The sequence below is a fragment of the Bradyrhizobium sp. genome (assembly GCF_027451485.1).
Classification (GTDB): Bacteria; Pseudomonadota; Alphaproteobacteria; order Rhizobiales; family Xanthobacteraceae; genus Bradyrhizobium.
Window position 1 is genome coordinate 1 of sequence record NZ_DAIDJE010000156.1, and the last position, 26090, is coordinate 26090.

Sequence of the window (26090 nt, forward strand, 5' to 3'; positions counted from 1 at the left end):
ACGTTTCGGTGTGCAGGCGCAACCGACATTGAAAATCGCCGATTGAGTCCCCCAACAGGGCCGGCGCGATTTGCCTCAGCATCCGGACAGGTCGCACACTTCCAATACTTTCAAGGATCGTTCCCGGACACAGTTGGCAAACTCGCTGTCCCCGGTACAGGTGTCCACCGCCTTGTTGTTCTGGTCCGTGATACAGTCTGCGAAATTGTGGCCTTCCGCGTCACCGAACTTCTTTCGAAATTTGGCCTGGCAGGCCTTGCTTGCTCTTGCGGTCTGCGCAACCCACTTGTCACGGTCGATAGCTTCAGCCCGGGCGATCGAGCCAAGCAACATCGCGATGATCAAAATGGATCGCATGTTGTTATCTCTCTTTCCACAGCAGGCAATGCGCCTACGATATGACATTCGAACGTCGCTGGTTCACCGATGTGCAATCTCTATAGCATCACCACCAACCAGGCTGCCATCATCGCGCTGTTTCGCGTGGTTAACCGTTACGTCGGCAATCTCGCGCCCATGCCCGGCGTCTTCCCGGACTATCCTGCCCCCGTGGTCCGAAATACCGGTACCGGGACCGAACTGGCGATGATGCGCTGGGGAATGCCGCCCCCGCCGCGGAGCGGCGGACCGCCCGTGACGAACATCCGCAACACCTCATCGCCGCATTGGCGCGGCTGGCTCAAGCCGGAGAACCGCTGCCTGGTGCCGTTCAACAGCTTTGCGGAATACGCGCCGGAGACAAATCCCGAGACGAAGAAGAAGGACGTGGTCTGGTTCGCACTCGACGACGACCGTCCCCTCACCGCCTTCGCCGGGATTTGGACCACGTTCGACGGCGATCGCGGCACAAAGTCCAAGCCGGTGCCCGGACCGCATCAGGTCTATGGCTTCCTGACGACGTCACCGAACGCCGTGGTCGAACCGATCCATCCCAAGGCCATGCCGGTGATCCTGACCACGGACGAGGAGCGCGACGTCTGGCTGCGCGCGCCGTGGGACGAAGCGAAGGCCCTGCAACGGCCACTGCCGGACGATCAGTTGAAAATCGTGATGCGTGGTCCGGACAAGGAAGATCCGGGCATCGCATGAATGCGGGACGCAGAGTGAGCGGTCCGATTCAGGATTTGACATCGCGTTTTGCGAACTGCGGCCAGGTGGGTAGCGAATGTCAAATCCACTCCACCGGTGCGGCGAATTTGAAGTTCCTATCGGTCTCGCTGCAAGTTCGTCATAGGAACTTCAAATTCAAAGCCGCTACTCAGAAATCAATAAGTTGCCAGAGCTCCTTTGATTCCGAAGTTCGCATCGGAGGCCGCCGCGATATCCTGCGAACTTCGGAATCGGAGCGCTACCCGTTCTCCAATACGCCAAGCATCGTGTTGCAGGCGCCCTCGGCCTCGGTGAATGTATCGAACGGCGAACCGATGACCTTGATCGCGCCTATTCCCGAATGGTCCGGGCGCCATGATGCAAGGAAGCCGCGACGTCCGTGAAAGCCGGGACCTGACGGACTTGCGAAGGTAATGACGAACGAAACGTCGGCGCAGCTGGCGCTCCATACGTCCATGTTTTCGACGGCCTGATGGAATTGCAGAGACATGTTCGAGAACTCCCCTGAATCCTCAAAACCCCGCCCATGTCGATATTCCGCCGATTCCTGCGGCAATTTTAAGGGCCGAAGTCCGGCATCTTCCGGAGCCAAATGCGGCCTTTTTCGGATTCCGTTAACCCTTTGTTAACCATGAATATCCACCCTGCCCGCGGGGCTGGGGCTCGATGGGGCAACGGCATGTCGGGAAATGAGGGACCCGCCGAAGCAAACCTGCTGTCGGCGTTCGCGTTGATGATCGGCGGCGCCTTGGGTGCCGCTGTTCCCATGACGATCGTGATCATCTGGATTTGCTCGTGACGGCGCCTCGAATTCGGTGCGCCGCCGCCGTGCTGCTTGTTGCATTGAAGCGGCGGATTTTGCCGCAGGCCCCGCACTGCTTGTAAAATCGCGAAAAGAGTATATATAGCTTTTTGTTCGATTAGCCGCTGTGCCTTGTTGAATGCGCCCGCGGGCTCCTTTTCCAAAGACATCGACGAAGTTGAATTCATTCGCGCGACTGTCGCGCGAAAACGCGCACGTGCGCTTTGGAGAAGAGAATGACGACAGGTACTGTGAAATGGTTCAATGGCCAAAAGGGCTTCGGATTCATCCAGCCGAACGAGGGCGGCAATGATGTGTTCGTGCACATTAGCGCCGTCGAGCGTGCCGGGCTTTCCGGACTGGCCGAGGGACAGCAGGTGACGTTCGAGATCAAGGCCGACCGCATGCGCGGCAAGGTCAGCGCAGACAATCTTTCGCTGGCGTAAGGCAGACGACGTCTTTCCACGGATGTACTGGAAAGCTGTGCCCGTTCAACCCTCGGGGTTGGGCGGGTTTTCCGTTTGGCGAGCATCGTTGCCGGTGCGATGATGGCGAGAAAATGAGGGAGATGGCCCCGCATTGCCACCGGCTCCGGCTATTCGGCACAATCCGAGCTAAAGTTGCGAGGTCGAGGCTTGCGTCCGCAACTGACGACAGAAATTGTCCAGCAGGCGTTGGGTGAGTTCGAATGTCGCAATGAGCCGGTCCAGTCCTGCGCGCTGGGCCGGATGAACTTCTCCGTCGCGCATCCAACGAAGCCGATCCAGCCGGCTCCGGCCGTTCGCCGCCCTGCTTTCTGCAAATTCAAGCTGCTCCTGATAACGGCCGAGCTTGTCCTCTTCCTCGACGAGCCGCTTGACGATGGCCGCATAGCTCTCCGGCGCGAGATCGGAATCATCCAGGGTTTCGAGAAAGTGGTCGATGTTCGCGCGGAAGACAGAGTCTGGCATCAAGCGGTCCTTCGGCTCTCGAAGCGCGAGACTACAAGAAACCGCCGAGTGCCGGAACGAGATACTCACGGTTATGATTGTAGATCTCCTAACATTCCGCCGCTCGTCTGCGGACGAGTGATCGTTGCCGCGCATTGCAGCGGCGCGGCCCTGCGTCCCCCGGGGCATCAGGACTAGTCCCTTTGCCCGTGTGAAAAAGGCTCAATGGCAACAAGATGCCGGGCAAACTGACCCGTGCTCCCCAGGACTGCCCCGTGGGGGGAGAGCGACGGATGGTCCCGCGCTTCGGTGATGCGGTGCCGGGACCATCCAAGCTCGCGCGAAAGGCGCGTCGCTTCTCCGAACGCTTCGGACCAAGGTCGGCGCGCATCATTGCACCGCGCGCAGGATGACCCCCCACCAGCCTGCCGTCCGCCCGGAGCACTTGACGCCCAACCAATTCCTTGAGGATTTCTCATCAGGCCGTTCGCCTTGCGGCTTGTGCCGGCCGGACGCCGGATGGAGAGTATCGCCCGACAAGACCGGGAGAGGCGTGAGGACGCCTGCCTGAACACGAGTTGGAAGACCGATCCCGATGCCGTTTCCGTTGCGAACCGCCGCCCTCGTCGCAACCTGCGTCGCGTGCGTCTGTGCCGCATCTGCAAAGGACGGCGATGACGACAGCGGCGCAACGAGCCAGTCGGACGCGACGCCGTCGATCTACCTGGATATGAAATCGAGCTATGTGTCGCTTCCGGCCGGAGCGCTGCCCATTGGACTGGGGAATTCGGCACTGTTTCCCAATCTGCAAGGCGTCCTGCTCGCCAACGGCACGGCCTTGCCGCACCCCAGCGGGATCAGCCTGCCCGCGATCCAGGGTGCCGTCGTCGATCTTCCCCTCACCATCGACGTGACCGACCGCGTGTCGCTCTATGCCGGCGTTTCAGCAAGCTCGATCAGCACACCCGTCAGCGATTGGTCGACGCCGGCGATCACAAGCTGGAACATCGGATTCCAGGCGGATCTCTACAAGCAGGACGGCGGATCGATTCCCACCATCACATGGCAGCCGACCATTACGCAGTCGGTGCCCAACAGCAGCCCGCTTTCGACGACAATATTCACCAACATCCTCGAATTTGACTATGCCTTCGACAAGGACGAGACGCGCGGATTGCTTGCCGGCGTGCAGGACACCCGCGTCTCGCTCAACACTGCGCTGGCAAACATCCATCCAAGTACGATCGGGTACGTCGGCGGCTACTATCAATGGCCGAACAACTGGAAATTCACCGGACGCCTCGGCGTGCAATCATTTGGCGGCGCCGAGCTTCTGAACTTCACGCCGGTACATCCCCTGACCCAGCCGGTCGCGCGCTTCGACCTGGATCGGATGGATGACAATGACAACCGCCTGTTCGGCGTGATGCTGGAAATCATGTGGATGCCCAAACCCGCCTACCAGTTGACACTGAGGACTCCCCTTTACTTCGCGCGCAACTGACGACGTCGCGTTTACCTCGGCGCGCCTGTCGGGCCGGCCCGCAGCGGAGCGGCTCCATCAGCCTCAAAGTGTCTGGCAAACCGCCAATTTTGCAATTTGAGCTAGGTCAAGGAGCGAAGGTTCCTTGCGTGAGAGCGTTTAGGCGAAGCTTGAGCAAGGCTTTTTGTATTTGTCCGAATGAAAGAAGAGGGGCGGTCATGCGCGTTCTCGGGAAGTCACTGGCCTGTGGTTTGGCAGCGGCGCTGCTTGCAGGGCAAATCGGTGTGGCAACGGCGGCCCCGCTGCCGACCAACATCTCCGCGATGAAGTCGGCCGTGGAGAGGCCGACACCGGTCTATTGGCGCGGCGGCTGGGGCTGGGGCGCCGGAGCAATCGCCGGCGCGCTGATCGGTGGAGCAATCGCGAGCGGCGCCTACGGTTATTATGGCGGTCCGGCCTACTACTACGGCTACGGCTATCCCTACGCCTATCCGTATCCTTACACCGGCTATTACGCGCCGTACTATGGCGGTTACACGCCGTACTACACATATCCGCGCTACCGCTATTATGCCCGTCCCTACGGCGTCCATCGCCGCGGTTACGTCCGGCATCACCATTACCGCCATCGGTGAGCTTTCAACGCTCTCCTGCCCTTGCGCGCATATAGGCTCCGCATTCGACCATCCGGTCGACTTGCGGCGCCGGCAATCACGACCATTGCGAACCCCGTTGAGCAATGCCCCGATCATTTTCCAGGGCGATGGCGTCTGCCTCCGCCATTGTCTTGCTGTTGGTGGCCTGCGACAGCGGCTTCGCCGAGGTTGCGGTTCAAGTGCAGCTTTCAAGCCAGACGATGAACGTCACGGTCGATGGTGCTCGATTTGCCGAATGGAGAGTCTCGACGGCGCGACGCGGCTACCGGACTCCGGTCGGGACCTACAAGCCATATTCTCTCGAGACGATGCACTATTCCAAGCTCTACGACTACACGCCGATGCCGTACTCGATCTTCTTTCACAGCGGATACGCCATTCACGGTACCTCTGAAGTGCGCAATCTCGGGCGACCGGTTTCGCATGGCTGCATCAGGCTCAGTCCTGATCATGCGCGCTCCCTTTTCGAACTGATCCGGGCGGAAGGAAAACAGAACACGACGATCGAGATCGTCCCGTAAATTGCCTTCCTGCTTGGAACCTGACGGCAAAGCGGCAGGTTTAAGATGCGATCGCCGCCATCCGGCCGGCATACGGGAGGGAATCACATGAGACTGCTTGTCGCCGCGCTGTTCTCGCTTGGGCTTGGGCTCGGGCTCGGTTTGAATCCTGGCGCCGCGCAGGCCTATGATGGCTGCGGCCCGGGCTGCCACGCCGCCGTCAATGGCGGCTGCGTCGTGAACGGCTGGGAAGCCGGCGCGGTGGCCTGGAACGAATGCCCCGCCGGCGCACATCCGCAGCCACCTTGCGGTACGTATTACGTCTGGCGCAAGCACTCCAGGATGTGCATGCGGTTGAATTGAACTGTCATCCCGGACCGCGAGCATAGCGAGCGAGACCGCGATCCATTCTCAGCGATCGGTCGAACCGTTCGATCGAATCCGGTTCGATGCTCGACGCGCGGCTCCGAGGAAGATTGCTTGCGCGTTCCGACCACAGGCCGCCGACGCGCCATGACGACGACGAAGGGCGATAACGAAAAGAGGCGGCCGTCCGGCCGCCTCTCCGCTCGTCGTCAGCCAAAGCTCAATCAGCGGTGATACCAGTCCTTCGCGGCGTAGGGGCGGCAATCATACGGGCCTACGCCCGGACGGCACTCGTAGTCGCCCCAATTGCTCGATGCATAATACGGACCCTCGTAGCCGGGGCCCATGGCATAGGGACCTTCGCCAAACGGAGCGGCGGCGATGGCGCCCGCCGTGCCGATCGCGCCGGCGGCGATCGCGCCTGCGGTGTTCACGGCGCCGGCTGCGACGTTGGCGCCCGCGGCGACCGGGTTAGGCCCATAACCGTATCCCGGGCCAGGTCCATAACTGGGTGCACGCCCATAGCCGCGCGCATAGCCATGCCGGGCATAGCGCATGTGGCGGTGCGAGACCGCAACGTGTTTCGAAACCTTGGCATGGCTGACCCGCGTCTGGGCCTTTTCAACCGCTTGCGCGCTGCCGACCGACCAACTCAATGAAAGCAAAGTCGCACATGCGAAAGTCGTGGCTGCGGTCGCAATTTTTCCTGGGTTCATTCGCTCTTCTCCGTTGCTGAATTCCTCCCCGGGGCGTGCCCGGTCGCGGGCAACAAACGTCCCGCCGCAGATAGGGTTCCAGGTTCCATCGCAGATCAGTGATTTGTGAGGGGATTCGTTCCGGGACCGCGCCTCCCGGCACGGACTCCGGACCCCTGCGGCGCCGCGCGAACGTCAGGAAAAATGGAACCGCGCCGCGCCGTCCACGCCAATAGCTTCGCCATTTTGGCGCGACGGCGCATCCCGCAAGAAGGCAAGCGTCGGGATCACGTCGCCGGATCGGGGTTCGATGCCCGCCCTCGGAACGAGCGCGGCGTCGTTAACCCGCCGCCTGCGCCGGGATGTCGCGCTGACGCTTCATGACGATCTTGTTCAGCGCGCCGAGATAGGCCTTGGCGGAGGCCACCAGCGTATCGGGGTCGGCGGCGCGCGCCGTCATCGATCGGCCCTCATGCGCGAGCCGCACCGACACTTCGGCCTGGGCGTCGGTGCCTTCGGTCACTGCATGAACCTGGTACAGCTCGAGCTTGGCCTCGTGCGGTACCAAACGCTTGATGCAGTTGAACACCGCATCGACCGGACCGTTGCCCTCGGCTTCCTCGATCCTGATCTGACCGTCGACGTCGAGCTTCATGGTGGCGCGCTGCGGCCCGTGCGTGCCGGCGATCACCGTCAGCGAGGTCAGCTTGATGCGATCGTGCGCGGCCGCGATCTCCTCATCCAGCAGCGCCTCGATGTCCTCGTCGTAGATGTCCTTCTTGCGGTCGGCGAGCGCCTTCATCCGCACGAAGGCATCCTCGATCTGGTTGGCGCCGAGCTTGTAGCCCATCTCTTCCAGCTTGTGCACGAAGGCATGACGGCCCGAGTGCTTGCCGAGCACCAGAGAGGACTGTTTCAGGCCCACCATTTCCGGCTTCATGATCTCGTAGGTCGAGGCATCCTTCAGCACGCCATCCTGATGGATGCCGCTCTCATGGGCGAACGCATTCCGTCCCACGATCGCCTTGTTGTACTGCACCGGGAATGAGGTCGCCGCCGACACCAGCTTTGATGCGGCGGTGAGTTTGGTGGTGTCGATCTTGTTCCAGTACGGAAATTTGTCGTTGCGAACCCGCATCGCCATCACGATCTCTTCGAGCGCGGCGTTGCCGGCCCGCTCGCCGATGCCGTTGATGGTGCATTCCACCTGGCGCGCGCCGCCGGCGACGCCGGCCAGCGAATTCGCCACTGCCATGCCGAGATCGTTGTGGCAGTGAACCGAGAATACGGCCTTGTCGGAATTCGGCACCCGCTCGATCAGCGTGCGCATGAAGGCGGTGTACTCTTCCGGCACGGTGTAGCCGACGGTGTCGGGAATGTTGACCGTGGTCGCGCCGGCCTTGATCACCGCCTCGACGATGCGGCACAGGAAATCCATCTCGGACCGCGTGCCATCCTCGGCCGACCATTCGACGTCGTCGATCTGGTTGCGGGCGCGCATGACCATGGCCACTGAAGTCTCGAGCACCTGCTCCGGCGTCTTGTTCAGCTTGACGCGCATGTGCAGGGGCGAGGTTGCAATCACCGTGTGGACGCGGCCGCGCTTCGCGAATTTTACCGCCTGCGCACAGCGGTCGATGTCGTCGGGATGGGCGCGCGAGAGGCCGGCGATCACCGCGTTCCTGGAGCGGCGGGCGATCTCACTGACCGCCTGGAAATCGCCTTCGGAGGTGATGGGAAAGCCCGCCTCGATGATGTCGACGCCCATGTCGTCGAGCATTTCGGCCACCTCGAGCTTTTCCTCGAAGGTCATGGTGGCGCCGGGGCATTGTTCGCCGTCGCGCAGCGTGGTGTCGAAGATAACGACGCGGTCCTTTTCGGACTTCGGAGCTTGGGTCATCTGCTGATTCCTTTGGGTCGGTGCGGCTCGCATTTCCTGCGCGCTGAAGGGTTTCTCGGTTGCGGTACGAACCCCTGAGTGCCCAGGCGTAAACCGCCCAGACGGCCCTCAGGGGCCGATAAGAAGCAGAAGCCCGCCGAGAAGCAGGGTGGGCAGCGACGCAGGCAAAATCGAGCGTCGGGCCTCAGGCGTGGCCGCCTGCCCCAAGACTTCGATCATTTCGCTGCGAATCAGCATTGCCGAGCCCTTTTGCGGCAACCTTCGGATAAAACCGTTGACGCTTGGTTGCGAAGGCCGCCGCTCACGACCTTTCTAGACGAGTTCGACGCAATATCGCAATGCCAAAAGAAGGGCAGCGGAGCTGACCTAAATGGACTCTCGCCGCCACAGGCGGGCTCGAACCTGCATATCCTTCGCCTTCGCCAAAGAGCCTTTTGCGAAGCGGAAACCGATGCTCGATCCGGCTTGGCCCGGACCGCTTACCTGACGCCCTTTCGCGAGGATTTTTTGGCGCTCGCTTCCGGCGGCTTTACGCTTGTGCCGCCGGCGACTGGCGCGATCTCGCGGAGCGTGACGACCATGGACTGCTGGTTGATCGCGGCCTTCGGATTGTTGGCATCCACCAGCTGCTCCTCGCCGAGACCGACCGCGAGAATGCGCTTGGACGAAAGCTTGAACGTCGTCACCAGCGCATCGCGGACCGCCTCTGCCCGGCGCTGGCTCAGCGCCATGTTGCTGTCGCGCTTGCCGTTGGCGTCGGAGCGGCCGACGATCAGGAACGTCAACGATGTCAGCGCCGGCGTGGTCAGCGCATCGGCCAGGCGGCCGATCGTGCGGTAGGAGTCGGGGCGGATCACCGGCGAGTCCGGATTGAACTGGATGTCGAGGTCGATATGCGGCAGCCGGTTAAGCTCGCGCGACAGCGGCGGACGCTTGAGAGCAACGAGATCGGCCCTTTTCTTGATCCGTTCGGCGGCCTGCTGGCGCAGAACGGCGACGTCGAGATCGGAAGGCGCTTCAAGGCCGGAGAGCGCCGCGACCATCGCTTCCGTCGTCGGCGCATCCTGCGACCAAGCGGGCGGAGCGGCTGCGAGCAGCATTCCGAGAAGGCCCAGCGGAACGAGGCGCCGCGCGATGCCGGAAAAGCCCATCAGCGATACCCCGCCTGGCCGAGCGCCTGGTTGCATCCCCAGCCGAGACTTCGCGCCGGCGCCTTCAAAAGGCAGGCAATGGTCTCGCCCGGTTTGCCCTGCAGGTCGGCACAGATCTTCTGCTTGTCGCGGTCGCACGCCCTCCAGACGGCGCTGCGCGCGGCGATGCGCTTCTGGATCGCGTCGAACGCCTTGATGTAGTCGGTGCGGCACTGCGGTGAGATGCTGTCGGCGTTGCGTGACAAGCATTCGCGCAAGCGCGGCGCGTCGAGACTGACGCCGAGGCAATTGGCCTCGATGTCCTTGCCGCAACTTTCCGCAAGCAGCGTCGCCGAATTCTCGAAGCTCGCGGTTTCGGCGGCCATGGCGGGTGACACCATGGGCGACACGGTAGACCATGCCGCCACGACAGTGGCCAGTAGCGCGAGGAAGACAGCCCGAAACATGGCGTCATCTCACCTGATGCGCTGCCAAAACGTCAAGGCCGCAATAGGGCGCAACTTGTGTTTAGGACGAGGCTTATGGAGTCAGGCAGCGGACATACCGCCGGCCGTCGGCCGCCCGCTCGATCCGCGTATGCGGGCAGGTGACATAGCCGCGCACCTGCACGGAGTAGGTCCGGGACGGATAGGGAATCGCCTGATGCTGCGGGTTGCTGCCGAGCCATCCGGCGGCGCCGACACCTGCGAAAAACGGCTCGGTGGCGAAATTGCCCGGGAAGACGCCATTGGTCGGGAAATCGCGCTGATCGTCGCGGTTGTCGTAGAAGAAGAAGCTCGCCGTATTGCCGTTGCCATAGCGCTCATGCCCGGCGCCATAGACCACCTGCGCCCGGACCGGACTGCTCGCCACCGTGGCTGCGAAGGCCGCCGCCAGGATCGTCGTTTTCGTATCCATCCCCCTTAACCTCACCAGCCTACGAAAGGCGGCCTGGCCGTTCCCCAGTCGCCTTTCCATCCCGTCAGCCTTCCCTTGCGGAATTGCAGATAGAGTCCGTCGCTTCGGATCGTGAGTGCGCTGCCCTTGACGTTCGGCAGCGCCAGCAGGAGTTCGTTGCCGGGACGCCCGCGAACGTAACTCAGGGGCACGCCAAGCGCGGCGGAGGCCTCCTGCTCGCTCATGCCGAACACAAGCGGCGCACCGGTCGGCACGGCCGCCGGCTGAGCCCTGGCCGAGACAACGTGGCCGGCGATGTTCGCGAAAATCATTGCGATCGTCACCAAACCGACATTCAGGCGTCGTGTCATGAGGCCAATGGTTTTTGCCATCTCGCTGGTCCGTACTCTGCGGGCATGCGCGATGTTAGTTTCAAAGCAAGGGCTGCACAATGACGGGAGCGAAAAGCACTTTAGCGCCCACTTTCCGAAACTCGTGCTCCATTGCAGCAACCACCTTGACGAACTTCGGAAAGTCATGGGCTCCCGCAAACTTATTGATTCCAGGACCGCTTTATCGATCCGAAGTCCCTGATCGAATTCGCCGCTTGGGTGCAGGGACTTCAGATCGGCGATACTGGAAGCAAATCCGCGCCAATCGCTTGACTTCCATGCAGACGCATTTAGAAACGATTAAGCCCTCCCTGAGCATAGTGGGTTTGAAGGCACGCATCGGCACGGCGGCGTCGATGGCCTTCCGGATCGCTTGAGAAACAGGCGATCTCGCCCGAACCCACTCCCAAAGACCAGCGCGACGACCCGGGACCCTTTCTGAAAAGGGGGTCTCTTCACGTCTTGAGAAGACGAGGACGCGACGGCGATGCGACAGGATCAGTGGAAGTCCCAGGTGCTTCAGGAATGGGATCGTTGGCTGCAGGCCCAGCCGATCGACCCGCCCTCAGAGCCAACCGCCCGCGACACGCTGAAATTCTTCTGCGAGCTTCAGGACAGGCATTCCCCGCTGCTCGATTTCCGCCCCGGCCGGCGGGACAAATGGCAGATCATTCATGCCTGGCTGCACCACGCGGGCCGGGTCGCCGATTGAGCACGGAGCGCTCGGCAAGCGAGCGGTCCAACTCCAGCATTTGCATCTCTTCTCAATGGACACCGATGCAGTGTTAGAACCAGAGCGTCACCGGCAATATAGGTTTCTAGTGGGGCTTTGATTTGACATTCGCTTCGCTTGTGGAGTCTTCGGGACGTGGTTAGCGAATGTCAAATCCACTCCACTAACTTTGCGGCAATCCGTCTTGCCGACCGGGTTCTGTTCACACCGCGGTTCTGTTCACACCGCGCCGGCGGGAGTGGGAACGCTCCTCACCCCGGCCGCCCGCGGCGTATTGCGTTCAGCGCCCTGCCCGCGTCCATTCAGCCGCGAGACTTTCATACGGCTTGAAGAATTGCTGGGCCCATTCGCCGTAGAGAACATACATCCTCTCCGACTGGGCGATGAAGTTCGCATAGGCTTGCCTGGCGAATTCGCCCTGCACCTCGACCGCCTCGTCGAACGAACGCACCGTCATCAGCCGTTCAAGCAGGAAGCGCCCTGCCGCCCACGATTTTCGCGTGTAGTCGCCATAAGCGAGCGCCATGGCCGAAAGCGCAGCCTCCCGGGCTTGCGGCTTGCGCACTTCCGGGGGAAGCACCTCGCCGCTCAGGGCCGCATCCGGAGTTTCCTCCATTGCCGAAACGGCCGGCGCGGCTTCGCTCGGCACCGCCTCGCCCGGCGCGACGTCGGCTTCTGCCATCTCGGCGGGTGTCGTCTCCGCCTGCGCAACTTCGGTTGCGGCCGCTTCGATCGCCGCGGCGATCATGGCGCTGACCGGCTCGGCCTCCACGGTCCCGAGGTCGGACGCGACTTGCGCCTTTGCTTCGAATTTTGCCGCCTTTTGACCCGCCTTGCGGCTGCGCGAACGCGGCTTGACGGACTTTTCTTCTTGGGTCGTGGACATGATCACACTCCGGTCACGTGCAGTTGTGCAAGGCCACCAAACGGGAGGACTTCGCCGTGATTGCGTTTGAAACGCGGTGGCCGCTTGTTCGTTGCGCGGCGTTGATGTGATCACCCTGTTCCGTGCCGCAAGCCACACGCGGAAAAGCAATTGGCCCCCTCAAGGGAACACCTGAGGAGGCCAATGCGAAACGTCTTTTAGTTCACGCCTGGTCGCGCAGCTCGATCTCTTCCAGCGAAGCACGCAGCTCGGCGACAACCTGATTGTAATATTCAGTGAGCCGTTCCGAGCTCTTCAGCTGCTCGCGGAGCCTTTCGGAGTGCGCGACGCTTTCTTGAAACTCGACGCTCACCAGTTCGTCTTCCGCGACCGACTGTTGGTTCTCAGGTACCATTTTTACTCACTCACATGATGGGTCCCAGCGCTGGATACCCTCAGAGAGCGACAGGTTTTGGGGATTAATGGGGCACTTCCTTGCCGCTGCGATGATGGAACAAGGCCAAACTGCGGAGCTTTGGCCTTATTTCGTCGCAACCCTCATCTGGCGGTTCGGCTCGCTTTCATGAAGCGAAAAAGAAAGCCGCCCATCGGGCGGCTTTCCGTCCAAGAAGCGAATTTCCGCGCCTAACCGCCCGCTTCACATTTCTTCATGAAGGAAGCCTTGGCGGCACCGGCGAGCTTCTTGCCGTCGGAGCCGACAGCCTTCGTCTCGCAGCTGTCGTGCATGCATTTTTTCATGAACGAGGCCTTGGCCGCGCCGGCAAGCGGTTTGCCGTCCTTGCCGACCGCCTTGGTATCGCAGCTTTCCTGCGCAAAAGCCGCACCGCCGGCAAATGCAACAACGAGACCCGCCAGCATAATTTTTCTAAGCATGTTGTCTCCCTGGGATATGATTGGAAGTTCCACGATTTGATCCCAGACGATCGTCCCCGGCAAGGGGAAACCGCGCCCCGCTCTGCCATGTCGGTTCTCTTCCTACGTCGTCTTGGCAGCCTTCTTCACCACCCTGGCCAAGGCCTTCGCGCTCCCCTTGCCTTCATTCTCGAGCGCCTTGCGCACCTGCGCGAACTCTTCCTGCGAAGCCTTGTCGACCCGGGGAAAGCGCAGGTTCAGTCCCTCCAGCGCGCTGACGATGGCCGAGCCAATGACCACGCGGGCAAACCACTTGTGGTCGGAGGGCACCACATACCAGGGGGCGTAAGGCGTCGACGTGTTGCGGATGATATCCTGGTAGACCGCCATGTAGCGAGGCCACAGCGTTCGCTCCGAAACATCGCTCATCGAGAACTTCCAGTTTTTCGAGGGCAGCTCCAGCCGATCGAGAAAGCGCGCGCGCTGTTCCTTCTTCGAGACGTTGAGAAAAAATTTCAGGATCACCGTGCCATTGCGCGACAGATAGCGTTCGATCGCGCGGATGTCCTCGAAGCGTTCCCGCCAGATGTTTCCGGTCATCAGCTTGTGCGGAATTTTCTCCGCTGCCAGAAGTTCAGGGTGCACCCGCGTGACTAGGCACTCCTCATAGTAAGAGCGGTTGAAGATGCCGATGCGACCTCGCTCCGGCAGCGCGATCATCGCGCGCCACATGAAATCGTGGTTGAGTTCGTGGACCGTCGGCTGCTTGAACGAGACGACTTCACAGCCCTGCGGATTGACGCCCTCGAAGATGTGCTTGATCGCGCTGTCCTTGCCGCCGGCGTCCATGCCTTGCAGGATCACCAGCAGCGACCATCGATCCTGGGCGTAAAGCCGCTCCTGAAGGTCGCTCAGGCGCTTGCTGTTGGCTTCGATAATCTTCTCGCCCGCCTCCTTGTCGAGGCCCCCCTTCTCGCCCGTCTTGTGCGACCTCAGGTGAAACCCGCCCCCGCCCTCGAAGCTGAACGGGGCCACAAACGGCTTCAACCGCTCGGAGAGAGACTGCTTCGGCTTCTTGCTCATGACGCTGGTGCCTGCTTTCCGAAGTTCGTACTCCATCGCGGTGGAGTTCGGGATTTGATATCCGCCTTGCGAACCCGCGGCCAGGTGGGTAGCGAATGTCAAATCCACGCCACGAGTGCCCGCTTTCCGGAGTTCGTGTTACGCCTCAGCACCCACTTTCGCGAACTTCGGAAAGTCATGGGCACTAACTAACTTATTGATTTGAGTAGCGCTTCATCGATCTGAAGTCCTTGATCGAATTCGCCGCTTGTGGTGCAGGGACTTCAGATCGGCGCCACTAGGCTAGCTGATTTTCGAGAAACGCGCTGACAAAACCCGGCATCGCCGGCCTGATGTCGGCGCGCCGGCGCACCAGGTGCACGGCGCGCAACTCCGGCTTCGTCTCCGCGGCGAGATTGGCTTCAATGCGCGCACGCAGAGCCTCGCCGGTGAGATCGACGTGCAGAATGCGGATCAGCGCCGCCGACGGTCCGGTGAGCACGCAGGTCCAGTGGGCGTCCATGCTGTAGTCGGCCGCATCAAGGCCGGTTTCCTCGGCGATCTCGCGGACGATACTGCCGGCGAGATCGAGGGCGCCGTCTTTCACGTCATCAGGATCGGGCGTGCCCGCGGGAAAATAGATCCGCCCGGCATTGGACGTGTGGTCGGCCATTTCGCCGAGCAAAAACGCGCCGTCGGACGATTGCAGCGCGCCCATGCCAAAGCCGTTGAAGATGCCGCGATCCGGAAAGCCCCAGTCGCGCCACGCGAGGAAGCTGGCAAAATCGGTCTCGAAAAAATCGGCGGCAAGGTGCTCGCCGCTGCGAACGGTATTGCGTCCGAGCAGGACGCGCCCGTTCCAGAGCTCGGGTTTTTCGCGCTGCTTCCCGGCGAAGTGCGCGTCGATCTCCCCGCGCCGTTCGCCTGCAAACGGCCACGCGAACGGCTTCACCTTCAGATCAAGCGTCGCGATGCGGAGAATTTCCGGCGTCATGCCCCGGTGTTCTGCGTGCTCGATGGATTGCTTATGCGGGGCGGTATTCCCACGGGGAGCAAATATTGGGGTCACCGGATGTCTGGTAGAAATCGACGACATCTCCGGCCATAGCGACGTGAATGGTGCATTGGTTGAGCGCCTGTCCCTTGAACCAGGTGTAGATCTTTTGTCCGTCTATCGTCTGCTCCTGCTCCGGAGGGCCAAGTCTGACCTCGACCGCACTAAGCGGCTGCCCCTTGAAATCGTTCCTGGCAGTGTTGAAGCTCGAGCCGGTCATCGAACAGCCGTCCATGCCCATGAGGGCGAGGATCAGGAGATAGCGCATTCGTCTCTCTCCTTGCGGATTTACTTCGCGTTCGAGCCCGTCGTCTTCCTGGCGCGATCGACGAACTTGTCGGTATAGGTCTTGGTCACGTCGATGTTCGCTTTGGCCACGTCGGGCGAACTGAGGCTGAACACCGCGAGCACCGCATTGGCGCCCTTGGGGTCCATCTTTCCCGTCTGCGAATACATTGGAAGCGTATTCTTCAGCGCGGCGAGATAGAGCTCCTTGTTCTTGCCGACCATTTCCGGCGGCATCTTCGCCATGATCTCCTCGGCCGAATGGGAATGAATCCAGCCGAGCGTGTTGAGGATCGCCTGGGTCAAGGCCTGGGCTTCCTTGTCATGACCTGCGACCCATGCCGCCGTCGAATAGAGCGCGCCGCCCGGATATTCGCCGCCGAACACATCCAGCGTATCCTTGCCGGTGCGGGTATCGGACAGGATGCGCAGGTCCGGGTGGTTGCCTTGCAGCACCGTGACGGAAGGATCGAGCATCACCGCCGCATCGATCTGCCCCTGCTCCATGGCCGCAACCGCCGTGCCGCCGAGACCGACACCGATTACCGCGACGCTGGTGGGATCGACGCCGTTTCTCTTCAGGAGATATTTGAGGAAGAAATCGGTCGAGGAGCCCGGCGCGCTGACGCCGACCTTCTTGCCGGCGAGATCCTTGATCGATTTGATTTCACCGGTGTGCTTCGGTGACACCACCAGCGCCTCCCCGGGATAGCGGTCATAGACCACGAACGACACCAGCTCCTGGTGTCTGGCGGCGAGATTGACGCAGTGGTCGAAATAGCCGGAGACCACGTCGGCGCTGCCGCCGAGCACGGCTTTCAGCGCATCCGATCCGCCCTTGAGGTCGACGATATCGACGGCAAGCCCCTCCTTCTCGTATTCTCCGAGTTGCTTGGCGAGCACCGTTGGCAGGTAACACAGGCACGCGCCGCCGCCGACGGCGATCGTGACTTTGCTCTGCGCCCAGGCCGATGTGAGACCGACATTGGGCGCGGCAATCATCGCGAGTGCGATCAGCGCGGCGGCCAATTTCTGAATTACCATTTTCATGATTTTCTCCCGGCAAATCCTTCAATTTCCGCGCACGATAGAACAGGCCGCGCGCGATGAGAAGTGAACGAAAGACGAGCAACCATCTCGATTCCTCATTCCGGGGCGCGAATGAAACGAGCGAGCCCTAAATCCATTCGTCGGGACGGCGTGCGGCAAAGTGGCTTCGGGCGCCCCCGAATGACGGCCGCTCGACTGCTGTCATCCCCTCACCTCGGCGGCATTGGGACGCCAGACCAACAGACGCCGCTCGACCAGACTGACGAAGATGTCGATCAGGATAACGAAAGCCGAAAGCACGAACATGCCGGCGAAGACGCCCGCCACATCAAACACGCCTTCGGCCTGCTGGATCAGGTAACCGAGGCCTGCCGCCGACCCCAGATATTCGCCGACCACGGCGCCGACGACGGCAAAGCCGACGGACGTGTGCAGGGAGGAGAACATCCACGACAGCGCCGACGGCCAGTAGACATGGCGCATCAGCTGCGCCTCGTTCATGCCGATCATGCGGGCGTTGTCGCGCACGGTGGTCGAGACTTCCTTGACGCCCTGATAGACGTTGAAGAACACGATGAAGAACACCAGCGTGACGCCGAGCGCGACTTTCGACCAGATGCCGAGGCCAAGCCACAGCGCGAAGATCGGCGCCAGCACCACGCGCGGCAGCGCATTGGCCATCTTGACATAGGGATCGAACACCGCGGCAACGAGCGGCTTGCGCGCAAACCAGAAGCCGATCGCGACGCCGAAGAACGACCCGATCGCAAAGGCGAGAATCGATTCCCAGAGCGTGATCGCCAAGTGCTTCCAGATCACGCCGGTGACGAACCAGTCGACGATCTGCCAGCCGACGTCAGTCGGCTTGGAGAAGAAGAACGGCGGCAGCAGCGTGTGGCCAAGGATCGGCACGGTGGCAAAGAATTGCCAGAACGCGAGCGCCGCGACCGCGACCAGCACTTGCAGGGATAGGAGCGTCAGACGGGGCATGGTTATCTCAATTTCCTGGTCGTCCCTGCGAGACAGGGACCCGTACGCAGCGGCCTGTCCGATTTGGACTGCATGGCAGGGACAGCTTCTCGCCATGACCTTCCGTATGGGTCTCCGCGGGCCCGGGGCCGACACCTGCAATCAATTCGTTGCTCATTCGCCCGCGGCTTTCGTCGATTGCGCGTAGCCCTTCAATACCTCGTCCTTCAGCGCGTCCCAGATTTCCCGGTGCAGGTCGTGGAAGGCCTGGTCGAGCTTGACTTCGGTGATGTCGCGCGGGCGCGACAGCGGCACGCGCCAGTCGCCGATAATCCGCGCCCCCGGCCCGGCCGACATGATCACCACGCGATCGGCCAGCGCGATCGCTTCCTCGAGATCGTGGGTGACGAACAGCACCGCCTTGCGATCGGCGCTCCAGAGATCGAGCAGGAGGTTGCCCATGATCTGGCGCGTCTGCGCGTCGAGCGGCCCGAACGGCTCGTCCATCAGCAGGATCTTCGGATCGCGGATCAGGACCTGGGCGAGGCCGACGCGTTTGCGCTGGCCGCCGGAGAGCATGTGCGGGTAGCGCTGGGAAAATGCGCCAAGGCCGACCTGGGCGAGAAAGGCCTGCGCGCGCTCCAGAGCCTGGCGGCGCGGCACACCATCGATCTCCAGCGCGATCGCGACATTGTCGATCGCCGTCTTCCAGGGAAACAGCGCATCGGCCTGGAAGAGATAGCCGGCCTGGCGGTTGAGGCCGGCGAGCGGCGCATCGAAAATCCGCACGTGGCCTGCGGCCGGCGCCAGCAGTCCCGCCGCGACGTTCAGCAAGGTCGATTTGCCGCATCCGGTCGGCCCGACGATGGCGACGAATTCGCCGGCCGCGACAGCGAGATTGGCCTTTTCGACCGCCGTGTAGACGCGGCCGCCCGCGAGGCGGAAGGCGACGCTGGCGTCCTGCAAGGAAACGGCTGTCGGCACCGCGCCGGTCGATATTGGTTCTGCTGGCCCAGGCAATTCCACCCGTCTGTCCCTCGATGTCTCTCTCGAAGCTTGGGGCATGGCTTAGCCAATGCAACGGATAAGTTCAACGCAAAGCGAGGCCGTGATAATAGCTCAAGGACCAAGATGCGCGCCGCATGCACGAGACCACACCGGAATGTCTGACGCAGCCCTGATCGCCTTCGACCACGTGGCCAAGAGTTTCGACAACGGGCGCGTCAAGGCCGTCGACGACGTCTCGCTTGGCGTGGCGGCCAGGGAATTTCTCGCCGTCGTCGGCGGCTCCGGGTCGGGCAAGACCACCCTGCTCCGGCTCGCCAACCGCCTGCTCGAGGCGGACCGGGGCCGCATTACCATCGAAGGCAAGGATGTGCGCGCGGGCGACCCGGTCGCGTTGCGCCGCCGCATCGGTTACGTGTTCCAGAGCGGCGGGCTGTTCCCGCATATGAGCATCGCCGCCAATATCGGCATCACGCCGAAGCTGAACGGCGAGCCTGAGGCCGACATTGCGGCACGCGTCGACGAACTGCTCGATCTGGTCCGGCTCGATCGAAAAAGGTTTCGCGACCGCTTTCCGCAAGAACTTTCCGGTGGCGAGCGGCAGCGCGTCGGCGTGGCACGCGCGCTGGCGGCGCGACCGAAAATCGTGCTGATGGACGAGCCGTTCGGCGCGCTCGATCCGCTGACGCGCGATGCGCTCGGTGACGATTACCGCGCGCTGCATAACGAGCTCGCCCTGACCACGGTGATGATCACCCATGACATGACCGAAGCCATCCTGCTCGCCGACCGCATCGCGGTGATGCGCGGCGGCAAGTTGCTCGCGCTCGGTACGCCGTCCGAGCTGGCGAAGAGCGACGATGCCTATGTCGGCGAACTCCTGGGGACTCCGCGCCGGCAGGCCGAACGGCTCAATGCGGCTCTCCCGCGGGGCGAAGCATGAGCGTTTTGTCCGATCCGCGCTGGGCCGAGGCATGGGCGCACCTGCCGGACTATCTCGGCGGTCATGTGCGGGTCAGCGTCACCGCGATCGCGCTCGGGCTCGTCGTATCGCTGCCGCTTGCCATCATCGCGCGCAACCGCCCGGTGATGCGAAGGCTGCTGCTCTCCATTGCCAGCATCGTGCAGACCGTGCCCGGACTGGCGCTGCTCGCCTTGTTCTATCCGCTGCTGCTCGCGAGCGCCTCGTTAACCCTGAAGTGGTTCGGCTTCGGCTTCTCCGCCTTCGGCTTCCTGCCCGCCGTGCTGGCGCTGGCGCTTTATTCGATGTTGCCGGTGCTGCGAAACACCGTGACAGGCCTGCGCGGCATCGACCCGTCCATTCTGGAAGCCGCTCAGGGCGTCGGCATGACCGGGCTGCAGTCGCTCGGCAGGGTGGAGTTGCCCCTGGCCATGCCGATCATGATGGCTGGCGTCCGCACCGCATCGGTCTGGGTGATCGGTACCGCGACGCTGTCGACGCCGATCGGCCAGACCAGCCTCGGCAATTACATCTTTGCCGGCCTGCAAACCCAGAACTGGGTGTTCGTGCTGTTCGGCTGCATCGCCGCCGCGCTGCTCGCGCTCGTTGTCGATCAGCTGCTCGCGCTGATCGAGGCAGGTTTGCGCCGCCGAAGCTCCTGGCGCGCAGCACTCGGCGGCGCCGGCATTGCCGCGCTCGTTGCCGCCACATTGATACCTTCGCTTGCACGCCCCGCGCCGAGCTATGTTGTCGGCGCCAAAACCTTCACTGAACAATACGTTCTTTCGGCGCTGATGACTCAGCGGCTGGATGCCGCCGGTCTGTCGGCGACGACCCGCGAAGGGCTCGGCTCGAACGTGATCTTTCAGGCGCTCCTCGATGGCGATATCGACGTCTATGTCGATTATTCCGGCACGCTGTGGACCAACCAGTTTCATCACACCTCGCTGAGGCCGCGCCGGCAGCTGCTCGCCGAATTGACGGCCGAACTCAAGCGGCAAAACGTGACGCTGCTCGGCGAACTCGGATTCGAGAACGCCTACGCGCTGGTGATGCCGAGAAAACGCGCCGAAGCGCTCGGCATTCGCAGCGTTGCCGATCTTGCCGTCCATGCGCGTTCGATGTCGATCGCGGCCGACTATGAGTTCTTTTCACGGCCGGAGTGGACGGCGCTGCGCACGGCATATGGATTGAATTTCCGCGAGCAACGCCAGATGCAACCGGATTTCATGTATGCAGCCGTCGCTTCGGGCGAAGTGGACGTGATCGCGGGCTACACCAGCGACGGCCTGATCGCGAAATACGATCTTGCAACCCTCAGCGATCCCAAGGGCGTGATCCCGCCCTATGACGCGGTGGTGCTGCTGGCGCCGAAACGCGCCGAAGATCAGGCAATGCGCGATGCACTGCGCCCGCTGCTTGGCAACATCGATATTGCCACCATGCGCGAGGCGAACCTGCGGGCCGCAGGGGGGGACGGCAACGCTTCGTCTGATGACGTGGCGCGCTGGCTTTGGGAAAAGATCAAGTCAAACAACAGGTGACCGGCGCGCGACCGCAGGGTCCGCCGCGCGCCGGCTCGCCCTTCAATACGCGTTGCTGCGTCCGGGCGTGGGGACGCAGTTGATGTCGGTGCGGTCGTCCCATCCGCCACGCGCACGCCAGGCGCTCCAGGCGAGAAAGTCGGTCACCTTGTTGTGGGGATTGCCGGGATCGTAGTTGGCGCAGGAATGTTCCAGGGCATAGGGGGCCGCGGGATAGGCCATCCTGTGCTGCGCGAAGGCGGGCGCGGCGAATGCGGTGGCAGCGGCGACCGTTGCAATCCCGAGAAGCGAGAGTTTCGTCATGGCTTTATCTCCTCGTAGCAGTGCTCAATTCCGGTGCCGGGGCACGATCTGGGAAAGCCAAAGCTTTCTCGGCCACGCCAAGCCCTAACTCCGGGCGCGAGGATCGTGCTCAAGCGGTTAATAAGACGGGGCTGGTTCGCGAACGACGTTCGATTCTCGTATCGCCTCTCTTGCCGGCGACGAAATGGAGGCGAACCAGTCGATGTGATGAATCTACGCTCGCGGTTCCAAGACCCAACTAAAGAATCATTTATGAGGCACAAAGTTTTTTGAGAAACGCGCAGGCGAACAGCCCGGGCGGCATCTGCTGCGTGACGCGATCGGCTAACGGCTTCAATGAGCGATCAGGAGCGGTATCGCGGCCTCACGCAACAACGAGCGGGTGACACCGCCAAAGACCATCTGCGCCGCCCTTGCATGACTGTAGGCCCCGATAATCACGAGATCGGCGGCCGACTGCCTGACGTGATCCAGTATGGCTCTTGCGACCGGCGCCCCGTTCGAAGCGATTTGCTCGACAGTCACCTTGGCGCCGTGGCGACTGAGATAGAGTGCGATATCCGCGCCGGGCTCATCACCGTGACGGGAGTTTTTTCCGGGATCCACCAGCAGCACGGTGACAGACTTTGCTGCAACGAGAAGCGGCAGCGCATCCGCCACCGCGCGACGTGCCTCCCGGCTCGCATTCCAGGCAACCACCACATGCTCGACGGCAGCTCCGGTCCAGCAATCCGGCAGCAGCAGAAACGGCACACCGGTGGCAAGAAGCAGCGCCTCCGCGCTCCACGCATTCGGCAATCCCCCGTTGCCCGAGGGGCCGCCGGTAACGACAAGATCGGCATGCAACGAGTTGAGCGCCAGGTCATCGCCGAATTCGCCCTGCTCCAGCGAACGGAACTCGAAGCTGACGCCTTGGCGACCGCAGACGCCGCTGAGGCTTCGCTTTGCCGCTTCGACCGCCTCGGCTTCCCGGGCGCGCTGGTGTGCGATCACGTCCTTGAGGGCCTGGTGACCGCGGACGAAGGATTCCGCGCCATGGCCGCCCGTCAGCATCGGCACTACGAACAAGCCGACCAGATGGGCGCTGTGGGCGCAAGCCAGCCTTGCGGCAAAGGCAATGCGCGCCTCGCCCGGCGGCGTGGCTTCGACAATCACGGCGATGCTCTTGATCGGCATAAGCTCCCCCTGCATCCTGATGCCAATCAACTAACGTGCGCGATGCTCCGGCGCCTTGATCAATCTCAATGGGGCGAGCGGCAGCGGACTGCCATCCGCCGGCCGCCGGCGCGGGAGGAAGCTCGCAGTCGTCCTGCTCGATCGCGGAGCTCTGCCCATTTGATTCCACGCGGCATGGCCGAGCTGCGTGCGAAGCGCCGTGCCGCCTGAACGCGCCCGCGACGACTCTGGCTTGATCTCAGGCCATCTCGATTTTCGTCGCGGCGTTGCCTTGGTTACGCCACAAGCCGCGCGGGAATGCGGTATCGGTCCGGCAATGCGTTGATCGCCAGGCGGCGCGTTAAGCAAACGCGCGCTGCTTCACGAAGCTTTTTGGAGCTACGTGGATACAGTCATTTTTTTGCCCCAGTACACCAACATCATTTTCCTCGCGGTGAATTTGGTTGACGCGTACTCCGCAGCGAATTTCGCGACAGGAATTTCGGACGGGGGACGAGTGAATCCTGCAGCGAGAGCGCAATGGATACGCTTTACGATTTGCTTGGGGCTCTTCCACGGGACGATGCCGAGAGCCTGAGGACTGCATTTCGCAGGGCCGTCAAGGGCGCGCATCCGGATCTGCATCCCGGCGACCCCGATGCCGGCGCGAGATTTCGGCAGATCGTCCGCGCCAATGAAATCCTTTTGGATCGAGACCAGCGGGCGGTCTACGACCATCTGCTGGCCCTCGCGCAACAGGAGAAAGATCCAGCGTCGGCACACCCCATCGCAGCGAAGATCCACAAGGCCGCTTCCACCGTGCTCGCGCTCGCTTCGCTTTCGATCGTGACGGCGAGCGGCTATTTCCTGTTCATGCACATGTCGATGGCCCTGGCCCCGGCGACAAGCCTCGCGGTGGCGCGCGCGCCGGCCAGTGACCTCACGACCCGCCTCTCCGCCAGCATCGCCGCCGTCAGTCCGGGGGATGCGCCCGATCCGGCCGCCGTCAGCGCCTTCCTCGCAGCGAGAGAAGGTGGCGCCGCGGGCTCGGATACCACATCGAATGCGATGGCCAGGGCTGCAGCCGAAGACTCTTCACCGACCGGCGGCATTGTCACCACTCACGGGACCGATAATGCTGGCATCTCGCACCCGCTCGACGCGTCCGCGCGCGCCATTGCCGAGGCCAATGCGGCGCCCGCCGATCCCGAGCACGTCGCGCAGCTCGACCAGACCTTCACGGCGCCCTATGTCGATCGCGGCATTCTTTTCTTTCGCGACAAAAGGGACGATCACCCCTTCCCCGAGCTTCCGCCGTTGAAGCATGCCAAAAACACCGCCCATTCCAAGTCTCTCCTGGCGGCGAACGGAAAGGCACATCCCGACGGACACGCGGACGCGCTGCCGAAGGTCGTGCCGCTGCCGGTGCCGCGGTCAGTGCTTCACATTGTTCCGAGGCCTTACCAGCCGCCGCCCTGGTCGCCGCAGCCCTGGTATATCACCGCCTCTTTCCAGTAAGGCGGGGCGGCCAGTCAGCCTTGCCGCTTCAAAAGAGCAACGCCGGTCCCCCTCATCCTGGGGCGCGCGTCCTTGACCCGGAAAGACTAACCGTCTCGTCTTCTGAACAACGAAAACTGAAAGTGCTGGGTCGCATTCCAGGGCGTGGCGTGGTCGTGCCTGCGGGATTCAATCAGCGTGAACCCCTGGCCGAGTTCGCGCGCCAGTCCCTCCGGGTCATAGCGGTTGATGGGCAATCCGCTGCATTTCTCCGGTCCGTCGAGGGCAAAGGTCGCGATGATCGCGTGCCCTCCGGGCCTCAACGCCTCCGTCAGCCGCGCGATATAGGCGGCGCGGTCGGCCGGATCGACCAGGAAATGAAAGGCCGCCCGGTCGTGCCAGATGTCGAAGCGCCGCGGCGGATTCCATTCCGTCACGTCCGCCGCGATCCACTGAACTTCGCTGGCGCGCCGGCCCAGCCGCAAGCATGCGAGATCGAGCGCGGCCTGCGAAATGTCCAGCACGGTAACGTGGCGGAAGCCGCGCTCCAAAAGGGCGTCGGGCAGCCGCGACGCCCCGCCGCCGATATCGATGATGTCGGCGTCCTGCCCCGGCCCGGCCTGTTCGATCAGTTCGAGCGAGAGTGCAGGATTGTCCTGAAACCAGCTGACGGCGGCTTCTTCCTTTGATGTGTAGACACCTTGCCAATGGGCCTGTCTTGCCTCTGCCATCAATGCCTCATTCGCCCAGCCGCTTGGCCGAGGCGAGATCGGCCTCGGCGCGGGAATCGCCCTTGGCCTCGTAGGCGAGGCCGCGGGTCTTCAACGCCCTTCCGTTATTAGGATTGAGGCGGATGGCATTGTCGAGATCGACGAAAGCATGGATCAGGTCGTCCTTCTTGAAATAGGCGAAGCCGCGCTCGGTGTAATAATCGGAAAGCGCGCGCTCCTTGCCGAGCTTTTCGTTGTCGCTGGCCTGCATCGCATCAGCGGTGGGCCCGAGCTTGATGGCCTGGCTGCATTCGGTTATGGCGGAATCATACGCCTTCCTGAAATTGAAGATCGAGCAGCGGTTGAAATAGGCGTCCGCATATTTCTTGTCGGCCTTCAGCGCCTCCCCGAAATCGGCCAGCGCCTCATCGTAATTCTCCTTGGCGCGTCGCTCGACGCCGCGATTGAGGTAGAGGCGCGCCAGCGTATGGCCACTGTAGTGCCTGGACTGAATCGCGCGCGAACAGGCTTCGATCGCGACATCGCCGGATTCCTTGGTGCAGGTTTTGGCGTCGTCGGCGGCGTTGGCTGCGATACTGCCAAGCAGCATCAGCCCGGCGGCAAGCACCGGCGATTTAAGGTCCCTGCGCCACAAGCGGCGAATTCGATCGGGGATTTCAGATCGGCAATGCGGGGCTGGAACTAACAAGTTTGCCGTCGCCCACGACTTTCCGCGGTTCGCGAAGGCATGTGCTGCGATGGAACGCAAACTCCGGAAGCTGGGCACCACTGCACAAGCGCGGTACGCTTGAAATCCCCTGACCATGGCTCTCCTCCCCGTCCGGATTGTCCCTTCCGGATCCCTCGCTGCCGAGCATAGCACGACGGGCGCGGACGAAAAGCCGTGCCATCCGGCGTCAAAAATGGCCGGCATAAGTACCGCCGATCTGAAGCCCCCGGCGATGGAGTTCGAACTTCGGAAAGTGGGCCCGGCGTCTTTTTCAGGGGTCAGCATCGTGAAAACCCGGCATTGTGAACCCCGGATTGCCCCCTGGCGGTTTGGACTTCAGGGCCACTTTGATACTGTCTGTCATTCGCGCTATTCGGAGGGCGCTTGCGGATTCGGTCCCGACTCCATGGAGTTGGGAGCGCCGCAAACTCAAG

At 62.4% G+C, this 26090-nt stretch carries 33 protein-coding genes; 11 read left to right on the forward strand and 22 right to left on the reverse strand.

Annotation, left to right across the window (positions count from 1 at the left end; genetic code table 11):
• On the forward strand, window positions 1-402 hold a 402-nt coding region (locus NEZ08_RS18920), incomplete at its 5' end, for a hypothetical protein (RefSeq protein ID WP_298110190.1).
• Window positions 403-426: 24 nt separating this feature from the next.
• A complete protein-coding gene (locus tag NEZ08_RS18925; RefSeq protein ID WP_298110192.1) occupies window positions 427-1089 on the forward strand; it encodes an SOS response-associated peptidase in 663 nt (220 codons plus the stop codon).
• Between the two features lie 259 nt (window positions 1090-1348).
• On the opposite strand, the gene NEZ08_RS18930 is transcribed toward NEZ08_RS18925, so the two are convergent.
• Together NEZ08_RS18930 and NEZ08_RS18935 are read right to left on the reverse strand one after the other, a co-directional pair.
• A complete protein-coding gene (locus NEZ08_RS18930) occupies window positions 1349-1600 on the reverse strand; it encodes a hypothetical protein (protein ID WP_298110195.1) in 252 nt (83 codons plus the stop codon).
• Between the two features lie 68 nt (window positions 1601-1668).
• A complete protein-coding gene (locus NEZ08_RS18935) occupies window positions 1669-2100 on the reverse strand; it encodes a hypothetical protein (protein ID WP_298110198.1) in 432 nt (143 codons plus the stop codon).
• Window positions 2101-2148: 48 nt separating this feature from the next.
• On the opposite strand from NEZ08_RS18935, the gene NEZ08_RS18940 reads away from it, so the two are divergent.
• Window positions 2149-2358: a cold-shock protein gene (locus NEZ08_RS18940; protein WP_298110200.1), complete on the forward strand. Its 210-nt coding sequence runs from the start codon at window positions 2149-2151 to the stop codon at window positions 2356-2358.
• 168 nt (window positions 2359-2526) lie between these two features.
• On the opposite strand, the gene NEZ08_RS18945 is transcribed toward NEZ08_RS18940, so the two are convergent.
• Complete coding sequence (locus NEZ08_RS18945) at window positions 2527-2862, reverse strand: hypothetical protein (protein ID WP_298110202.1); 336 nt, start codon at window positions 2860-2862, stop codon at window positions 2527-2529.
• A 574-nt stretch (window positions 2863-3436) separates the two neighbouring features.
• On the opposite strand from NEZ08_RS18945, the gene NEZ08_RS18950 reads away from it, so the two are divergent.
• The 4 genes from NEZ08_RS18950 to NEZ08_RS18965 all read left to right on the forward strand — a co-directional run bounded on the left by NEZ08_RS18950 (window position 3437) and on the right by NEZ08_RS18965 (window position 5843).
• On the forward strand, window positions 3437-4345 hold the full coding sequence (locus NEZ08_RS18950) for a hypothetical protein (protein WP_298110206.1): 909 nt from the start codon (window positions 3437-3439) through the stop codon (window positions 4343-4345).
• 197 nt (window positions 4346-4542) lie between these two features.
• On the forward strand, window positions 4543-4959 hold the full coding sequence (locus tag NEZ08_RS18955; RefSeq protein WP_298110209.1) for a hypothetical protein: 417 nt from the start codon (window positions 4543-4545) through the stop codon (window positions 4957-4959).
• Window positions 4960-5063: 104 nt separating this feature from the next.
• Window positions 5064-5501 (forward strand): L,D-transpeptidase, encoded by a 438-nt coding sequence (locus NEZ08_RS18960; protein ID WP_298110212.1) that lies wholly within the window; start codon window positions 5064-5066, stop codon window positions 5499-5501.
• Between the two features lie 87 nt (window positions 5502-5588).
• On the forward strand, window positions 5589-5843 hold the full coding sequence (locus tag NEZ08_RS18965; protein ID WP_298110215.1) for a hypothetical protein: 255 nt from the start codon (window positions 5589-5591) through the stop codon (window positions 5841-5843).
• Between the two features lie 227 nt (window positions 5844-6070).
• On the opposite strand, the gene NEZ08_RS18970 is transcribed toward NEZ08_RS18965, so the two are convergent.
• The 6 genes from NEZ08_RS18970 to NEZ08_RS18995 all read right to left on the reverse strand — a co-directional run bounded on the left by NEZ08_RS18970 (window position 6071) and on the right by NEZ08_RS18995 (window position 10860).
• Window positions 6071-6562 (reverse strand): hypothetical protein, encoded by a 492-nt coding sequence (locus NEZ08_RS18970; RefSeq protein WP_298110217.1) that lies wholly within the window; start codon window positions 6560-6562, stop codon window positions 6071-6073.
• 319 nt (window positions 6563-6881) lie between these two features.
• On the reverse strand, window positions 6882-8441 hold the full coding sequence (locus tag NEZ08_RS18975; RefSeq protein ID WP_298110219.1) for a 2-isopropylmalate synthase: 1560 nt from the start codon (window positions 8439-8441) through the stop codon (window positions 6882-6884).
• 479 nt (window positions 8442-8920) lie between these two features.
• Window positions 8921-9628: an OmpA family protein gene (locus NEZ08_RS18980; protein ID WP_298110222.1), complete on the reverse strand. Its 708-nt coding sequence runs from the start codon at window positions 9626-9628 to the stop codon at window positions 8921-8923.
• Window positions 9592-10038: a hypothetical protein gene (locus tag NEZ08_RS18985; RefSeq protein WP_298110225.1), complete on the reverse strand. Its 447-nt coding sequence runs from the start codon at window positions 10036-10038 to the stop codon at window positions 9592-9594. Before NEZ08_RS18985 ends, NEZ08_RS18980 begins: the two co-directional genes overlap by 37 nt.
• A 73-nt stretch (window positions 10039-10111) precedes the next feature.
• A complete protein-coding gene (locus tag NEZ08_RS18990; protein WP_298110228.1) occupies window positions 10112-10489 on the reverse strand; it encodes a BA14K family protein in 378 nt (125 codons plus the stop codon).
• Between the two features lie 11 nt (window positions 10490-10500).
• On the reverse strand, window positions 10501-10860 hold the full coding sequence (locus tag NEZ08_RS18995) for a hypothetical protein (RefSeq protein WP_298110231.1): 360 nt from the start codon (window positions 10858-10860) through the stop codon (window positions 10501-10503).
• A gap of 487 nt (window positions 10861-11347) precedes the next feature.
• Here NEZ08_RS18995 and NEZ08_RS19000 point away from each other — a divergent pair, with 487 nt between their 5' ends.
• Window positions 11348-11572, forward strand: coding sequence for a hypothetical protein (locus NEZ08_RS19000; protein ID WP_298110234.1), 225 nt, complete (start codon window positions 11348-11350; stop codon window positions 11570-11572).
• A gap of 301 nt (window positions 11573-11873) precedes the next feature.
• On the opposite strand, the gene NEZ08_RS19005 is transcribed toward NEZ08_RS19000, so the two are convergent.
• The 9 genes from NEZ08_RS19005 to NEZ08_RS19045 form a co-directional block, all read right to left on the reverse strand.
• A complete protein-coding gene (locus tag NEZ08_RS19005; protein ID WP_298110236.1) occupies window positions 11874-12479 on the reverse strand; it encodes a phasin family protein in 606 nt (201 codons plus the stop codon).
• 202 nt (window positions 12480-12681) lie between these two features.
• Entirely contained in the window at window positions 12682-12873 is a 192-nt protein-coding gene (locus NEZ08_RS19010; RefSeq protein WP_298110239.1) for a hypothetical protein, read from the reverse strand.
• 230 nt (window positions 12874-13103) lie between these two features.
• The gene (locus tag NEZ08_RS19015; RefSeq protein ID WP_298110242.1) at window positions 13104-13352 is read right to left on the reverse strand and encodes a hypothetical protein; all 249 of its coding nucleotides are present in this window, start codon (window positions 13350-13352) and stop codon (window positions 13104-13106) included.
• A gap of 102 nt (window positions 13353-13454) precedes the next feature.
• Entirely contained in the window at window positions 13455-14414 is a 960-nt protein-coding gene (locus NEZ08_RS19020; RefSeq protein WP_298110243.1) for a polyphosphate kinase 2 family protein, read from the reverse strand.
• A 277-nt stretch (window positions 14415-14691) separates the two neighbouring features.
• Complete coding sequence (locus NEZ08_RS19025) at window positions 14692-15387, reverse strand: NUDIX hydrolase (protein ID WP_298110245.1); 696 nt, start codon at window positions 15385-15387, stop codon at window positions 14692-14694.
• A 31-nt stretch (window positions 15388-15418) separates the two neighbouring features.
• Window positions 15419-15715 carry a hypothetical protein gene (locus NEZ08_RS19030; protein WP_298110248.1) on the reverse strand — a complete coding sequence of 99 codons (297 nt, stop codon included), beginning with the start codon at window positions 15713-15715 and terminating at the stop codon, window positions 15419-15421.
• A 20-nt stretch (window positions 15716-15735) separates the two neighbouring features.
• The gene (locus tag NEZ08_RS19035; protein WP_298110250.1) at window positions 15736-16782 is read right to left on the reverse strand and encodes an ABC transporter substrate-binding protein; all 1047 of its coding nucleotides are present in this window, start codon (window positions 16780-16782) and stop codon (window positions 15736-15738) included.
• 201 nt (window positions 16783-16983) lie between these two features.
• Entirely contained in the window at window positions 16984-17772 is a 789-nt protein-coding gene (locus NEZ08_RS19040; RefSeq protein ID WP_298110251.1) for an ABC transporter permease, read from the reverse strand.
• A 153-nt stretch (window positions 17773-17925) separates the two neighbouring features.
• The gene (locus tag NEZ08_RS19045; protein WP_298110253.1) at window positions 17926-18735 is read right to left on the reverse strand and encodes an ABC transporter ATP-binding protein; all 810 of its coding nucleotides are present in this window, start codon (window positions 18733-18735) and stop codon (window positions 17926-17928) included.
• A 178-nt stretch (window positions 18736-18913) separates the two neighbouring features.
• Here NEZ08_RS19045 and NEZ08_RS19050 point away from each other — a divergent pair, with 178 nt between their 5' ends.
• Both NEZ08_RS19050 and NEZ08_RS19055 read left to right on the forward strand, forming a co-directional pair.
• A complete protein-coding gene (locus NEZ08_RS19050) occupies window positions 18914-19699 on the forward strand; it encodes an ATP-binding cassette domain-containing protein (RefSeq protein ID WP_298110255.1) in 786 nt (261 codons plus the stop codon).
• Entirely contained in the window at window positions 19696-21261 is a 1566-nt protein-coding gene (locus NEZ08_RS19055; protein ID WP_298110258.1) for an ABC transporter permease/substrate-binding protein, read from the forward strand. The genes NEZ08_RS19050 and NEZ08_RS19055 overlap by 4 nt, the downstream gene beginning before the upstream one ends.
• Window positions 21262-21303: 42 nt before the next feature.
• On the opposite strand, the gene NEZ08_RS19060 is transcribed toward NEZ08_RS19055, so the two are convergent.
• Complete coding sequence (locus NEZ08_RS19060) at window positions 21304-21564, reverse strand: hypothetical protein (protein ID WP_298110262.1); 261 nt, start codon at window positions 21562-21564, stop codon at window positions 21304-21306.
• 333 nt (window positions 21565-21897) lie between these two features.
• Window positions 21898-22740 carry a universal stress protein gene (locus tag NEZ08_RS19065; RefSeq protein WP_298110265.1) on the reverse strand — a complete coding sequence of 281 codons (843 nt, stop codon included), beginning with the start codon at window positions 22738-22740 and terminating at the stop codon, window positions 21898-21900.
• Between the two features lie 519 nt (window positions 22741-23259).
• Here NEZ08_RS19065 and NEZ08_RS19070 point away from each other — a divergent pair.
• The gene (locus tag NEZ08_RS19070; RefSeq protein ID WP_298110268.1) at window positions 23260-24237 is read left to right on the forward strand and encodes a J domain-containing protein; all 978 of its coding nucleotides are present in this window, start codon (window positions 23260-23262) and stop codon (window positions 24235-24237) included.
• A gap of 86 nt (window positions 24238-24323) precedes the next feature.
• Here the strand turns inward: NEZ08_RS19070 and NEZ08_RS19075 are convergent, their stop codons facing one another.
• Both NEZ08_RS19075 and NEZ08_RS19080 read right to left on the reverse strand, forming a co-directional pair.
• Window positions 24324-24947, reverse strand: a complete 624-nt coding sequence (locus tag NEZ08_RS19075; RefSeq protein ID WP_298110271.1) for a trans-aconitate 2-methyltransferase — start codon at window positions 24945-24947, stop codon at window positions 24324-24326.
• A 7-nt stretch (window positions 24948-24954) separates the two neighbouring features.
• Window positions 24955-25581, reverse strand: a complete 627-nt coding sequence (locus NEZ08_RS19080) for a tetratricopeptide repeat protein (RefSeq protein WP_298110274.1) — start codon at window positions 25579-25581, stop codon at window positions 24955-24957.
• Between the last annotated feature and the right edge of the window lie 509 nt (window positions 25582-26090).